General features: G+C 65.3%; 8 protein-coding genes and 1 rRNA gene. 8 read left to right on the plus strand and 1 reads right to left on the minus strand.

The annotated features are described in order from the left end of the window. The first annotated feature begins 14 nt into the window (after window positions 1-14). The 7 genes from rrf (at window position 15) to CAG31_RS04530 (ending at window position 11,985) form a co-directional block, all read left to right on the plus strand. Window positions 15-130: ribosomal RNA gene (gene rrf, locus CAG31_RS04500) — 5S ribosomal RNA — on the plus strand. 153 nt (window positions 131-283) lie between these two features. Next, the gene (gene recC / locus CAG31_RS04505; protein WP_085578304.1) at window positions 284-3,736 is read left to right on the plus strand and encodes an exodeoxyribonuclease V subunit gamma; all 3,453 of its coding nucleotides are present in this window, start codon (window positions 284-286) and stop codon (window positions 3,734-3,736) included. Then, window positions 3,733-7,419, plus strand: coding sequence for an exodeoxyribonuclease V subunit beta (recB, locus tag CAG31_RS04510; RefSeq protein ID WP_085578306.1), 3,687 nt, complete (start codon window positions 3,733-3,735; stop codon window positions 7,417-7,419). The genes recC and recB overlap by 4 nt, the downstream gene beginning before the upstream one ends. After that, complete coding sequence (recD, locus tag CAG31_RS04515; RefSeq protein ID WP_085578308.1) at window positions 7,416-9,524, plus strand: exodeoxyribonuclease V subunit alpha; 2,109 nt, start codon at window positions 7,416-7,418, stop codon at window positions 9,522-9,524. Before recB ends, recD begins: the two co-directional genes overlap by 4 nt. A 120-nt stretch (window positions 9,525-9,644) precedes the next feature. After that, window positions 9,645-10,220: a YfiR family protein gene (locus CAG31_RS04520; protein ID WP_085578310.1), complete on the plus strand. Its 576-nt coding sequence runs from the start codon at window positions 9,645-9,647 to the stop codon at window positions 10,218-10,220. Then, a complete protein-coding gene (locus tag CAG31_RS04525) occupies window positions 10,217-11,485 on the plus strand; it encodes a diguanylate cyclase domain-containing protein (protein WP_085578312.1) in 1,269 nt (422 codons plus the stop codon). Before CAG31_RS04520 ends, CAG31_RS04525 begins: the two co-directional genes overlap by 4 nt. 47 nt (window positions 11,486-11,532) lie before the next feature. Then, window positions 11,533-11,985: an OmpA family protein gene (locus tag CAG31_RS04530; protein WP_170929987.1), complete on the plus strand. Its 453-nt coding sequence runs from the start codon at window positions 11,533-11,535 to the stop codon at window positions 11,983-11,985. Here CAG31_RS04530 and CAG31_RS04535 read toward each other — a convergent pair. Next, window positions 11,982-12,929, minus strand: coding sequence for a LysR family transcriptional regulator (locus CAG31_RS04535; RefSeq protein WP_085578316.1), 948 nt, complete (start codon window positions 12,927-12,929; stop codon window positions 11,982-11,984). The genes CAG31_RS04530 and CAG31_RS04535 overlap by 4 nt on opposite strands. Window positions 12,930-13,078: 149 nt before the next feature. Between CAG31_RS04535 and CAG31_RS04540 the strand changes: the two genes are divergently transcribed. Beyond that, a complete protein-coding gene (locus CAG31_RS04540; protein WP_085578318.1) occupies window positions 13,079-14,605 on the plus strand; it encodes a CoA-acylating methylmalonate-semialdehyde dehydrogenase in 1,527 nt (508 codons plus the stop codon). Window positions 14,606-14,609 lie beyond the last annotated feature (4 nt).

A 14,609-nucleotide genomic window follows, 5' to 3' on the forward strand; every position in this document is an offset into this window, starting at 1 on the left:
GGCACACAGAATTTCTTGACGACCATAGAGCGTTGGAACCACCTGATCCCATCCCGAACTCAGAAGTGAAACGATGCATCGCCGATGGTAGTGTGGGGTTTCCCCATGTGAGAGTAGGTCATCGTCAAGATTAAATTCCGGAACCCCAACTGCGAAAGCGGTTGGGGTTTTGTTTTGCCCGCAGGAAAGTTCGTACAGCACACCCAGCCTCCGTCCGGCTGTCACAATCAGTCGACAGTGCTAATGTTCTGCCCTGGTTTTGTTCTTCTCCAAGGAATCCTCCATGCCGGACGCCCAGTCCCTCAACCCTGCATTCATGGTTGTTCAGAGCAACAGCCTGGACGAGCTGCGCAGTCTGGTGGTGAGCGTCATGCGGCGTTATCCGCTGGCACCTCTGGAGAATGAGATCGCTTTGGTGCAAAGCAACGGCATCGCCCAGTGGCTGAAGCTGGCACTGGCCGAGGAGCCCGGCGAGGATGACTCGGGCGGTTGCGGCATCGCCGCCGCCATCGACGTGCAATTGCCGGGCAGCTTCATGTGGCAGCTCTACCGTACGGTGCTGGGGCGGGACGAGATTCCGGCAAAGTCCTTGCTCGACAAGGCCCCGTTGACATGGCGGTTGATGCGTCTGCTGCCGCAGGTCATCGAGCGACCGCACTTCGAGCCGCTTCAGCGATTCCTCACCCGTGACACCGACTTGCGTAAGCGCTATCAGCTTTCCGAGCGCCTCGCCGATCTCTTCGACCAATACCAGGTGTACCGTGCCGACTGGCTCGAGGACTGGGCCGAGGGCCGTCATCAACTGCGCAGCGTCAGAGGCGAGATCAAACCGCTGCCGCCGGCCAGTTGCTGGCAAGCCGAGCTTTGGCGTGCGTTGCTCGACGACGTAGGTGCAGAGGGCATGGCCCAGAGTCGGGCGGGGGTTCATCAACGGTTCATCGAGCGCATCAACAACCTTGAGAGCGCGCCTGCCGCCATACCTCCCCGGGTCATCGTCTTCGGGATCTCTTCGCTGCCCGCCCAGGTTCTGGAGGCGCTGGCAGGGCTGGCCCGTTTCAGTCAGGTGCTGCTGTGTGTCCACAACCCGTGCCGGCACCACTGGGCCGACATCGTCGCCGACAAGGACCTGCTGCGGCACCAGTACAAGCGTCAGACACGCAAGACCGGCATGCCCGTGGTCCTTGATCCGGATTCCCTGCATCAGCATGCCCATCCGCTGCTGGCCGCCTGGGGCAAGCAAGGGCGCGACTACATCAACCTGCTCGACAGCTATGATGAGCCCGACAGCTACCGTGCGGCCTTTCGGGATGGGCGCATCGACCTGTTCAGCGAAACGCAGCCCCATACGCTGCTCAATCAATTGCAGGACGACATCCTCGAGTTGCGCCCCCTCAATGAGACGCGTGAGCGTTGGCCCGCCGTTGTTCCGGAGCAGGACGAGTCCATCCGTTTTCACGTCGCCCATAGTGCCCAGCGTGAGGTGGAGATTCTCCACGACCAGTTGCTGGCCCGCTTCAGTGCCGACCCCGGTTTGCGTCCCCGCGACGTGATCGTGATGGTGCCTGACGTCGACAGCTATGCGCCCCACATCCGGGCGGTGTTCGGCCAGCTCGACCGCCGCGACCCGCGTTTCATTCCTTTCACATTGACGGACCAGGGCCAGCGCGGACGCGAGCCGCTGCTGATCGCGGTCGAGCATCTGCTCAAGCTGCCGGACAGCCGCTTCCCGGTCAGCGAGATCCTGGATCTGCTGGATGTGCCGGCCTTGCGCTTGCGTTTCGGGGTGCACGAGCGTGATCTGCCCACCTTGCACCGCTGGATCGAAGGTGCCGGAGTACGTTGGGGCCTGAACGCCCGGCAGCGTGCCGGACTGGGCCTTCCGGGCGAACTCGAGCAAAACAGTTGGAGCTTCGGTTTGCGCCGGATGCTGCTCGGTTACGCGGTCGGACATTCCGATGCCTACGAACAGATCGAGCCTTACGATGAGATCGGCGGCCTGGACGCTGCGCTGATCGGCCCCCTCGTCGCCCTGCTGGATGCATTGGAGCTTGCCCACCGGGAGTTCATGCAGCCAGCGCGACCTGAGGAGTGGGGGCGCCGGTTGCAGGCCTTGATGCAAGTGTTCTTCAAGGCCGGCGATGAACACGATGAGTACCTGATCACCCAGCTCGAGGATCTGCGGGAGACCTGGCTGGAAACCTGCGACGCTGTGAGGCTGGAGGACGAGCTGCCACTGACCGTCGTTCGGGAAGCCTGGCTGGCGGGGCTGGATCAGGGGCGTTTGTCCCAGCGCTTTCTCGCCGGTGCCGTGAACTTCTGCACACTGATGCCGATGCGCGCCATTCCTTTCAAGCTCGTTTGCCTGCTGGGCATGAACGACGGAGACTATCCGCGGGCGCAGCCTCCCCTGGATTTCGACCTGATGGGCAGCGACTACCGGCCGGGCGACCGTTCGCGACGCGAAGACGACCGCTACCTGTTGCTCGAGGCCCTGCTGTCCGCGCGTCATCAGCTCTACATCAGTTGGGTCGGACGCAGCATTCGCGACAACAGCGAACGTCCTCCTTCCGTGCTGATCGGCCAGTTGCGCGACCATATCGCCAGCGGCTGGCACCTGGGCGACACTGCCGAGAGCCTGGTGCACGTCCTCACCGAGGAACATCCTCTGCAGCCATTCAGTTCGCGCTACTTTCAGGAAGGGCGAGCGCTGTTCAGCTATGCCAGCGAATGGCGGACTCTGCATGAGCGCCAGGAACCCGGCGCCGTCACGCCGATGCTTGAGCCCCATGTGCCGGAGGAGCCCCTGAGCCCGGCGTTGCTGCAGGACTTTCTGCGCAATCCGGTTCGCCATTTCTTTACCCAAAGGCTCAAGGTCCATTTTGAATCTGCCCAGGCGCCACTGGCGGACGAAGAACCTTTCGTGCTGGACGCCTTGCAACGCTACACCCTGAGCGACAACCTGCTGGAAGCCGCACTGGGGCACCCGGACGACGCGGCAACGGCGCTGGAGACGCAGGCCCGTCGTCTGCAGAACAGCGGGTTGTTGCCGATGGCCGGGTTCGGCGAGTGCCTGCAGCGGGAGTTGATCGAGCCGCTGCCGAACCTGCTGCAACGCTATGGGCAGTTGCTGGCCTTGTGGCCGACGCCGCTGACGGGCGCCATTCCGGTCAGTCTCGAATGGCAGGCGCTGCGCCTTGAGGGATGGCTTGGCGGACTGCATCAGCGGGCGGACGGCGGGCTTCTGTCCGTCACCACCATCCCCAACGGCATCGGATCGGTCAGGAACCGCAAATGGCATCGTCTGACCAAACCGTGGGTCAATCATGTGTTGGCCTGTGCCAACGGCGTGTCCTTGACGACCGCACTGGTGGCCAGCGATGACTCGCTGCTGCTCGATCCCATCGCGTCGGACAGCGCCTGGCGAATCCTGGAAGACATGCTGCTTGCCTGGCAGACGGGGATGCGTCAGCCGCTGCCCGTCGCCGTGAAGACCGCTTTCGCGTGGCTGACCCAGAGCGATCCGCTCAAGGCCGCAGCCGCTGCCCGAAAGGCCTATGAAGGGGACGGCCTGACCAGCGAGGGCGAGCGAGGCGAAAGCCCGGCCCTCGTCCGTCAGTTCGCTGACTTCGATGCGTTGGCGGCCGACGAAACCTTTCCGGATTGGTGCGGTGCCTTGTATCGCCCATTGCTTGAGGCCGGTTGGCGTTCGTTGAGCGAAGAGGGGAACCGTCCATGACCGCAAATACGCCTCTGGCCCTGACCTTTCCGTTGCATGGCAGCCAGCTGATCGAAGCCAGTGCCGGCACCGGCAAGACCTTCACCATCTCTGCGCTTTACCTGCGGCTGATCCTCGGCCATGGGGGCGAGCAGTCAGGCTTCGGCCGTGAGCTGCTGCCGCCGCAGATTCTCGTGGTGACCTTCACCGATGCCGCCACCAAAGAATTGCGTGAGCGGATCCGCACCCGCCTGGCCGATGCCGCGCGCTTCTTCCGCGACGAGACGCCGGCGCCGGACGCCTTGATCGAAGCCCTGCGCGAACAATTCGATCCGCAGCGCTGGCCCGGCTGCGCCAGTCGCCTGGACGTCGCCGCGCAGTGGATGGACGAGGCCGCCGTGTCGACCATCCACGGTTGGTGCCAGCGCATGCTGCGCGAGCATGCCTTCGACAGCGGGAGCTTGTTCACCCAGACGCTGGAGACCGACCACACAGAGCTGCTCGCCGAGGTGCTGCGCGATTACTGGCGTCTGTTCTGCTATCCGATGCAAGGCGATGCCCTGAACTGGGTGCGCAGCAACTGGGGCGGGCCTGCGGCCTTGCTGCCGCGGATACGGGGCCTGCTGTCCAGCGTCCATGAAGGCGACGAGAGCAAGACGCCGGCCGAACTGATCGAAGAATGCCTGCAGCAACGGCGAGCGGCGATGCTTGAGCTGAAAACGCCTTGGCGGCGTTGGGCCCCCGAGCTGCTTGCGATCTGCCACGAGGGCGTTGCGGGCAAAGCGGTCGACGGCCGCAAGATGCAGGCCCGTTACTTCGAACCGTGGTTCGAGAAGCTCACGGCGTGGGCCGAAGACGAGGCGCTCGAACAACTCGACATCGGCACAGGGTTCACCCGTCTCACCCCCGATGGCATGGCCGAGGCCTGGAAAGGCGTACCTCCAAGCCATCCTGGGCTGGAGGCCATGTTGACGCTCAAGGCGAGCCTCGACGCGTTGCCCACGCCTGATGCCGCCGTGCTGGTGCATGCCGCCGGATGGGTCGGTGCCCGCTTCGAGGCCGAGAAGCGCCGCCGGGCCGAGATGGGCTTCGACGACATGTTGCTGCGCCTGGACGCGGCATTGCGTGCCGACGGCGGAGAGCGCCTTGCCACGCTGATCCGTGAGCAGTTCCCGGTCGCCCTGATCGACGAGTTCCAGGACACCGACCCGGTGCAGTACCGGATCTTCGACAGCATCTACCGCATCGGGGACAACGATCCCGAGACCGGGCTGTTCATGATCGGCGACCCCAAGCAGGCGATCTATGCCTTCCGCGGCGCCGACATCCACACCTATCTGCGGGCCCGGCAGGCCACCGCCGGCCGGTGGCATACGCTGGACACCAACTTCCGCTCCAGCCACGGCATGGTCGATGCGGTGAACCATGTGTTCGACCATGCCGAATCCCGGGAGGGAGGGCGAGGCGCGTTTCTGTTCCGGGAGAAGGACGGTGACAACCCGGTGCCGTTCCAGTCCGTGAAGGCCCAGGGGCGAACGGAGCGGCTGCAAGTGTCGGGGCAGGATGTCGCTGCGCTCAACCTCTGGCAGTTGTCCGTCGATCAGCCCTTGTCCGGTGCGGTCTATCGCCAGCAGTTCGCGGCGGCCTGCGCCAGTGAGATCGTGTTCCGACTCAATGGCGGGCAGACCGGGCAAGTGGGCTTCGCGCAAGAGGGCAAGGCATTCAGGGGGCTGAGGCCGGCGGACATCGCGATCCTGGTGCGCGACGGCAAGGAGGCCAAGGCGGTGCGCGACGAACTGGCGAAACGCGGCGTGCGCAGCGTTTACCTGTCGGACAAGGACTCGGTCTTCGCCGCCCAGGAGGCCCGTGACCTGCTCGGTTGGCTTAAGGCCTGCGCCGAACCGGACGTCGAACGCTCGCTCAAGGCGGCCTTGGCCTGCGTCACGCTGAACCTGCCGCTGCTGGAGCTGGAGCGCCTCAACCGTGACGAACGGGCCTGGGAAAACCGGGTGATGCAGTTTCGCGGATACCGTGAACTCTGGCGCAAGCAAGGCGTGCTGCCCATGCTGCGGCGACTGCTGCACGACTTCCGTCTGCCGCAGACATTGATGGCGCGCAGCGACGGGGAGCGGGTGCTGACCAACCTGCTGCATCTGTCGGAGCTGCTGCAGCAGGCCGCCGCCGAACTGGACGGCGAACAGGCGCTGATCCGGCACCTGGCCGAGCATCTGGTGTTGTCCGGGCAGGCGGGCGAGGAACAGATCCTGCGCCTGGAAAGCGATGAGCAACTGGTCAAGGTGGTGACCATCCACAAATCCAAGGGGCTCGAGTATCCGCTGGTCTTTCTGCCGTTCATCTGCTCGGCGAAACCGGTGGACGGCAGCCGTCTCCCGCTGCATTACCACGATGCACAGGGCGAGGCGCAGGTGAGCCTCAAACCCACGGCGGAGCTGGTCGCCCTGGCGGACGACGAACGTCTGGCGGAGGATCTGCGCCTGCTCTACGTTGCGCTGACCCGTGCGCAGCATGCTTGCTGGCTGGGGGTGACGGATCTCAAACGCGGCAACAGCAACGGTTCGGTGCTGCACCTGTCCGCATTGGGTTACCTGTTGGGCGGCGGTACGCCGTTGGCCGAGTCCGCAGGATTGACCCGGTGGCTGGAGGACCTGCGGCAAGGCAACTCCTCGCTCAGTCTCGAGGCGATGCCCCTGGCGACCGACGAGCATTACCAGCCTCCGGGCGACGACGCGACGCTGCGTCCGGTGCTGATGCCGGCACGCAGAGCCAGCGAGAACTGGTGGATCGCGTCCTACAGCGCCTTGCGCATCAGTGATGTGTTGAGCGATGGCCCGGAGGAAGCGCCCGAGAGTCCGCAGGCGCAGAAGCTGTTCGACGATGAGCGCCTCGACCCCGATGCGCCACAGGAGACCGTCGAAGGAGGCGCCGATATCCACCGTTTCCCCCGTGGCCCCAATCCGGGGACGTTCCTGCACGGCCTTCTGGAGTGGGCGGGCGAGGAAGGTTTTGCCGTGTCCGGCGACGCGCTGAAGGATGCGGTCGCAAGGCGTTGCAGCCGACGTGGCTGGGAGTCCTGGATCGTGACCTTGAGCGAATGGTTGCGGCACCTGCTCAAGTCGCCCCTGCCCGTTGGCGAACAGCCGCCGGTGGTGCTCGAAGGGTTGCGCCAGTACCGGGTGGAGATGGAGTTCTGGTTCGCCAGCCACAAGGTCGACGTGGCGAAGCTGGATGGCCTGGTGCGCCAGTTCACCCACCGTGGCGTGGCACGGGCCGCCGCCGAAGAGGTGCAGCTCAACGGTATGTTCAAGGGGTTCATCGACCTGACGTTCGAACACGATGGCCGTTACTACGTGGCGGACTACAAGTCCAACTGGCTCGGTGCCGACGACACCGCCTACACCGATCAGGCGATGGAGCAATCGATGCTCGACAACCGTTACGACCTGCAATATGTCCTGTACCTGTTGGCGCTTCACCGCCAGCTCAAGGCCCGTCTGGCGGATTACGACTACGACCGGCATGTCGGCGGTGCGCTGTACCTGTTTCTGCGCGGCAGCCGGGCGAACAGCCGGGGCGCATACTTCACTCGGCCGCCGCGGGAGCTGATCGAACGCCTCGACCGGATGTTCCAGGGCAAACCGGAACCCAGAAGCGAACCGGCCTGGGAACAGGGAGTCTTGCTATGAGCCGCACGTTCGCCGATTTGCTGCCCACACCGCTCGCCGCCGACAGCCTGGCCGGCCTGGCACCGTTGACCTGTGCCGATGACTTGCTGATCCTGCTGACCCGTTGGGTCGAGCGCGGCTGGCTTCGTGCACTGGACAAGGCATTTGTGGCGTTCCTTCACGAGCTGGCGCCCGAGGGGGATCCGTTGGTGCTGCTTGCCGCGGCGCTCACCAGTCACCAGCTCGGCCACGGGCATGTGTGCCTGGACGTGTTCGAAACCCTCAAGGCGCCGGACTTCGCCCTGTCGCTGCCGCCCGAAGGCGATGTGCAGACGGGCGCGCGGCTGTTGCCGTCGCAGTTGCTCGCCACGGTCGAGGGGCCCCACTGGTGCAAGGTGCTGGCCGGCAGCCCGCTGGTGGCGTTGGCGGCGGATACGGGCGTAGCGGCGTTGCAGCGTCCGTTGGTGCTGTCCGGCAAGCGTCTGTACCTGCGGCGTTACTGGTCCTACGAGCGGCGCATCGATGTCGCGTTGCGCCTGCGTCTCGCGCAGCCCGAAACGACCCCGGACGACCTGCCGCAGCAGCTCGATGGATTGTTCGGCGCGGCGAAGGGATCCGCCGTGGTCGACTGGCAGAAACTGGCGTGTGCCTTGGCGGTCCGGGGCGCCTTCAGCATCGTCACCGGAGGGCCCGGCACCGGCAAGACCACGACGGTCGTGCGTCTGTTGGCCTTGCTCCAGGCGCCGGCGGTGACGGCCGGTCAGCCGTTGCGGATCCGTCTGGCCGCGCCCACCGGCAAAGCGGCCGCGCGCTTGACCGAGTCCATCAGCCAGCAGGTGCAATCGCTGAAGGTCCCGGAAGCGGTTCGGGACAAGATCCCCACGGAGGTGACCACGGTTCACCGTTTGCTCGGCAGCCGGCCCGGCACCCGGCACTTCCGTCACCATGCAGGCAACCGCTTGCCGCTGGATGTGCTGGTGGTCGACGAGGCGTCGATGATCGATCTGGAGATGATGGCCAACCTGCTCGATGCCTTGCCGCCCCAGGCTCGGCTGGTGTTGCTGGGGGACAAGGATCAGCTGGCCTCCGTCGAGGCAGGGGCTGTGCTGGGGGATCTGTGCCGCGATGCCGAGAACGGATGGTACAGCCCCGAGACCCGGTGCTGGCTGGAGTCGGTCAGCGGCGAGTCCCTGCAGGACAGCGGCCTTCAGGAGGACACCCAAGGGGTGTATCCGCTGGCCCAGCAGGTGGTGATGCTGCGTCACTCGCGGCGTTTCGGCGAAGGCAGCGGCATCGGCCAGCTCGCACGGTGCGTCAATCAGCAAATGCCGGAAGAGGCTCGACGGGTGCTCGCTGCCGGCAACAATAGCGATGTGTTCGCCTTGCAGCTCAAGAACGAGCAACACCATCAACTGGAACGCCTGGTGCTCGACGGGCGAGGTGAGGGCCCCCAGGGCTATCGCCATTATCTGAACGTATTGCGCGATCGGCGTCCGGCTGCGGGGACGCCCCTGGAGCAGCCGGCATGGGCCGACTGGGCGCGCGAAGTCCTGCAGGCGTTCGACACCTTCCAGCTGCTGTGCGCCGTGCGCAAGGGGCCTTGGGGCGTCGAGGGCTTGAACCTGCGCATCGCCGAGGCCTTGCTCAAGGCGCGCCTGATCCCAAGCGACCAGCAGTGGTACGAGGGGCGCCCGGTGCTGATGACCCGCAACGATTACGGGCTGGGGCTGATGAACGGCGACATCGGCATCGCGTTGTCGTTGCCCGGGCAGGACGGCGACGACGCGGGCAAGCCGCTGCTGCGGGTGGCGTTCCCGCGCAATGACGGGCGCGGCGGCGTGCGGTTCGTGTTGCCGAGCCGGCTCAACGACGTCGAGACCGTTTACGCGATGACCGTGCACAAGTCCCAGGGCTCGGAGTTCGCCCACACGGCCCTTATCCTGCCGGATGCCTTGAATCCGGTGCTGACCAAGGAGCTGATCTACACCGGCATCACCCGGGCCAAGCATTGGTTCACCCTGATAGAACCTCAAGAGGGCGTGTTCGAGGAGGCCGTGCAACGCAAGGTCAAGCGACTGAGCGGGCTGATGCTGGAACTGGAGGAGGGGATCGGGCACAGCGCGTGAAGACAGCGGCGTTTGGCTGCGCGAACTGACCGACCGGTCAGGGGGCTGGCGTCTCGCTGGTGTACCTGCGCTGTGCTATCGTTGCGGCATCATTTTGTGACGATCCAAGAGAATCCCTGCATGAAGCTGGCTGTCTGGGCCACAGAGCGCGTGGTTGGCTGCAAGCAAGCGTTGCTTGTGGGCCTGCTCTGTTTGCTGACGGGCATGGCGGTCGCCCAACCGCAGTCTCCGGCGGGCATGGCCGAGCAACGGGCCAAGTCGGTCACTCAGGTGGTCCTGGGCATCCTCAGCTATGCGCGCTGGCCGGTCGAGCCGGCGCAATTGCGTCTGTGCATCGTCGGTCCCACCGAATACACCGATGACCTGGTCAAAGGCACCACGCAGGCCACGGGACGTCCGGTGGTCGTGCGCCGGCTGCTGGCCGACAGCCCGGCCATCGCCGGCGAGTGCGATGCGGTGTACATCGGCAAACTCACGGCAGAAGAACGCAGTCGCCTGTTCGCCTCCTTGACCGGCCATCCGGTGCTGAGCATCAGCGAGGGCGGCGACCAGTGCACGGTCGGCAGTCTGTTCTGCCTGCGGGTCGGCGACGAGCAGGTGTCCTTCGAGGTCAACCTCGATTCCGTGGCCCGCAGCGGCGTGCGCATCCATCCGAGCGTGCTGCAGCTGTCTCGACGCAAGTCGGCGGTGCCATGAAGCGCAAACGATCCATGGGGCGTCCGGCCCTCGGCGCGGTGATCGGCCGCGGCCACCTGATCGTCGCGCTGGTCGCGGTGGCGATGGCCAGCGTTTCCCTGACCCTGTTGGGCGTGCTGGCGCTGCGGGTCTATGCCGACCATAACCTGCACTTGATCGCCCGTTCGATCAGCTACACCGTGGAAGCCGCTGTGGTGTTCGACGACAAGGCGGCCGCCACCGAGGCGCTGGCGCTGATCGCCTCGACCGAAGAGGTGGCGGACGCTCAGGTGATCGACGAGGAAGGCCAGTTGCTCGCCCGCTGGCAGCGCCCGGAAAACGGCTTGATCTCCGAACTGGAAATGCAGCTCGCCCGCACCATTCTGGAAAAGCCCATCAACTTGCCGATCCTGCATCAGAACCGCGAGATCGGCCGCATTCTGCTCACCGGCCACGGCGGCAACCTGATGCGCTTTTTGCTGAGCGGCCTGGCGGGCATCATCCTGTGCACGGCGATCAGCGCCTGGGTCGCGCTCTACCTGGCGCGCCGCCAGTTGCGCGGGATCATCGGCCCGCTGCACAGCCTCGCCGCCGTCGCCCACGCCGCCCGCAGCGAGCGGGCACTGGACCGGCGCGTGCCGCCGGCGCGGATCGCCGAGCTCGACAATCTGGGCAACGACTTCAATGCCCTGCTCGATGAGCTGGAGTCGTGGCAGACGCACCTGCAGAGCGAGAACGAGACCCTCGCCCACCAGGCCAGCCACGACAGCCTCACCGGATTGCCCAACCGCGCCTTTTTCGAAGGCCGCCTGATCCGCGCCCTGCGCAGCGCCAACAAGCTTCATGAGCGGGTGGCGGTGCTGTTTCTCGACAGCGACCGGTTCAAGAGCATCAACGACAACTTCGGCCACGCGGCCGGCGATGCGGTGCTGGTGGCGGTGGCCAACCGGGTGCGGGCGCAGTTGCGCGAAGAGGATCTGGTGGCGCGCCTGGGCGGCGACGAGTTCGCTGTCCTGCTCACGCCCCTGCACAAGACCGAAGACGCCGAGCGCATCGCCGACAAGATCCTCGCCAGCATGGACATGCCCATCGCATTGCCGGGCGACACCAGCGTCGTGACGTCGCTCAGCATCGGCATCGCGGTCTACCCCGATCATGGCGCCACCCCCGGCGCGCTGCTCGATGCCGCCGACGGGGCGATGTACCAGGCCAAGCGCCTGTCCCGCGGCGCCCAGTTCACCGCCGGGTCGGAGGATCCGGTCGTCAATCTTCAAACCAGGAGCTGAATCCCGTGTTCTCACTTCCCCTGCGATTGTTTGCCAGTTTGCTGCTGATGGCCGTTCTGGCCCTGACCGGTTGCCAGTCCGTTCCGCCCAAAGGCCTCACCCCGGAGCAGATCGCCGTGCTCAAGCAGCAAGGCTTCGAGCTGACCGACGACGGCTGGGAGTTCGGCCTGTCGGGCAAGGTGCTGTTCGGCAGCGATGACGACAGCCTGAACCGGCAAAGCACCGAGATCGTCGAGCGCATCGGCAAGGCACTGACCGGCGTCGGCATCGAGCGGGTGCGGGTGGACGGCCATACCGACGCCTCGGGCAAGGAGGGCTACAACCAGCAACTCTCACTGCGCCGCGCCAAAAGCGTCAGCACAGTCCTGAAAACCGTCGGCATGAAAGAAGAAAACATCCAGCTGCGCGGACTGGGCAGCAGCGAACCGGTGGCGTCCAACGCCACCGCGACCGGACGCAACGAAAACCGCCGGGTGTCGATCGTGGTCAGCGCCGACTAATCGGCAAAGCGCATCTCGCGGCTTTCCCCCATCAACAGCGCCTGGTTGCGCTCCGTCACTTCGCGGATGTAATCCCACAACAGGGTGATCCGCTTCAACTTGCGCAGATCCTCCCGGCAGTACATCCAGAACTGCCGGGTGATGTCGATTTCCTCCGGCAGCACCGGCAGCAGGCGTGGATCCTGTGCGGCGAGGAAGCACGGCAGGATCGCCAGCGACCGCCCTTGCTGCGCCGCCACGAATTGGGCGATCACGCTGGTGCTGCGCAGGTGCGCGTTGGCGCCGGGCAGCACATTGGCCAGATAGAGAAGCTCGGAGCTGAACGCCAGGTCGTCCACATAACTGATGAACCGGTGCTGGCTCAGATCCGCGGGGCGGCGGATCGGCGGGTGCTGGTCGAGGTATTCCTGGGTCGCGTACAGCTGCAGGCGGTAGTCGCAGAGCTTGCAGCACACGTAAGGCCCGTGCTCCGGCCGCTCCAGGGCGATGACGATGTCCGCCTCGCGCTTGGACAGGCTGATGAAGTGCGGCAGCGGCAGGATGTCCACCGAGATCGCCGGATAGTCATCGACGAAACGGCTCAACTGCGGGGTGATGAAAAAACTGCCGAAGCCTTCGGTGCAGCCCATGCGCACATGGCCGGACAGCGCGACGCCGGAGCCGGACACCTGCTCGCAGGCCATGTGCAGCGTGCTTTCGATCGATTCGGCGTAACTGAGCAGGCGCTGGCCTTCGGCGGTCAGCACGAAGCCGTTGGTGCGCGACTTCTCGAACAGCAAGGTGCCCAGCGCCGCCTCCAGCGAACCGATGCGCCGCGACACGGTGGTGTAGTCCACCGCCAGGCGCTTGGCTGCCGTGCTGGCCTTGCGGGTGCGGGCGACTTCGAGGAAGAACTTGAGGTCGTCCCAGTTCAGCGACCCCAGCGAGGTGATGTTTTTTTGCATGATGGACGGGCTTATATGTGCGTTCTTATTAGAAGTTTGCACATCTATACTCCAAAAACGGTCCGACAACCAATGTGCGGCACACGCCTCCTTCCAAGGCGGACCTTTCGCCTTGGCTCCCACGATAAAAACAAGTTCCGGAGACCAGCATGAACGCATCGCTCACGCCCAACGACACCACGGTCCAGAAGGTCAAGCTGCTGATCGACGGTGAATGGGTCGAATCGCAGACCACCGAGTGGCACGACATCGTCAACCCGGCGACCCAGCAAGTCCTGGCCCGGGTGCCGTTCGCCACCGCCGCCGAAGTCGATGCCGCGGTCAGCGCCGCCCAGCGCGCCTTCCAGACCTGGAAACTGACCCCGATCGGCGCGCGCATGCGCATCATGCTCAAACTGCAGGCCCTGATCCGCGAGCACTCCAAGCGCATCGCCGTGGTGCTCAGCGCCGAGCAGGGCAAGACCATCGCCGATGCCGAGGGCGACATTTTCCGTGGCCTGGAAGTGGTCGAGCACGCCTGCTCCATCGGCTCCCTGCAAATGGGCGAGTTCGCCGAGAACGTCGCCGGCGGCGTCGACACCTACACCCTGCGCCAGCCGATCGGCGTCTGCGCAGGCATCACCCCGTTCAACTTCCCGGCGATGATTCCGCTGTGGATGTTCCCGATGGCCATCGCCTGCGGCAACACCTTCGTGCTCAAGCCGTCCGAGCAGGATCCGCTGTCGACGATGCTGCTGGTGGAACTGGCCATCGAGGCCGGCATCCCAGCCGGCGTGCTCAACGTGGTGCATGGCGGCAAGGACGTGGTGGACGGCCTGTGCACCCACAAGGACATCAAGGCGGTCTCCTTCGTCGGTTCCACCGCCGTGGGCACCCACGTCTATGACTTGGCCGGCAAGCACGGCAAGCGCGTGCAATCGATGATGGGCGCCAAGAACCACGCCGTGGTGCTGCCGGACGCCAACCGCGAGCAGGCGCTCAATGCGCTGGTCGGCGCCGGTTTCGGCGCGGCCGGGCAACGCTGCATGGCCACCTCGGTGGTGGTGCTGGTGGGCGCGGCCAAGCAATGGCTGCCCGACCTGAAGGCGCTGGCGCAGAAGCTCAAGGTCAACGCCGGCAGCGAGCCGGGCACCGATGTGGGACCGGTGATCTCGAAGAAGGCCAAGGCGAGGATCCTCGACCTGATCGAAAGCGGCGTCAAGGAAGGCGCCAAGCTCGAACTGGACGGCCGCGGCATCAGCGTGCCGGGTTACGAGAACGGCAACTTCGTCGGCCCGACCCTGTTCTCCGGGGTGACCACCGACATGCAGATCTACACCCAGGAAATCTTCGGCCCGGTGCTGGTGGTGCTGGAAGTTGACACCCTTGACCAGGCCATCGCGCTGGTCAACGCCAACCCGTTCGGCAACGGCACCGGCCTGTTCACCCAGAGCGGCGCGGCGGCGCGCAAGTTCCAGGCGGAGATCGACGTCGGCCAGGTCGGCATCAACATCCCGATCCCGGTGCCGGTGCCGTTCTTCAGCTTCACCGGTTCGCGCGGCTCGAAGCTCGGCGACCTCGGCCCGTACGGCAAGCAAGTGGTGCAGTTCTACACCCAGACCAAGACCGTGACCGCGCGCTGGTTCGACGACGACAGCGTCAACGACGGCCCGAACACCACCATCAACCTGCGCTGAGGAA

Origin of the sequence: Pseudomonas sp. R25(2017) (assembly GCF_002112565.1) — a bacterium.
Taxonomy (GTDB): Bacteria; Pseudomonadota; Gammaproteobacteria; order Pseudomonadales; family Pseudomonadaceae; genus Aquipseudomonas; species Aquipseudomonas ekonensis.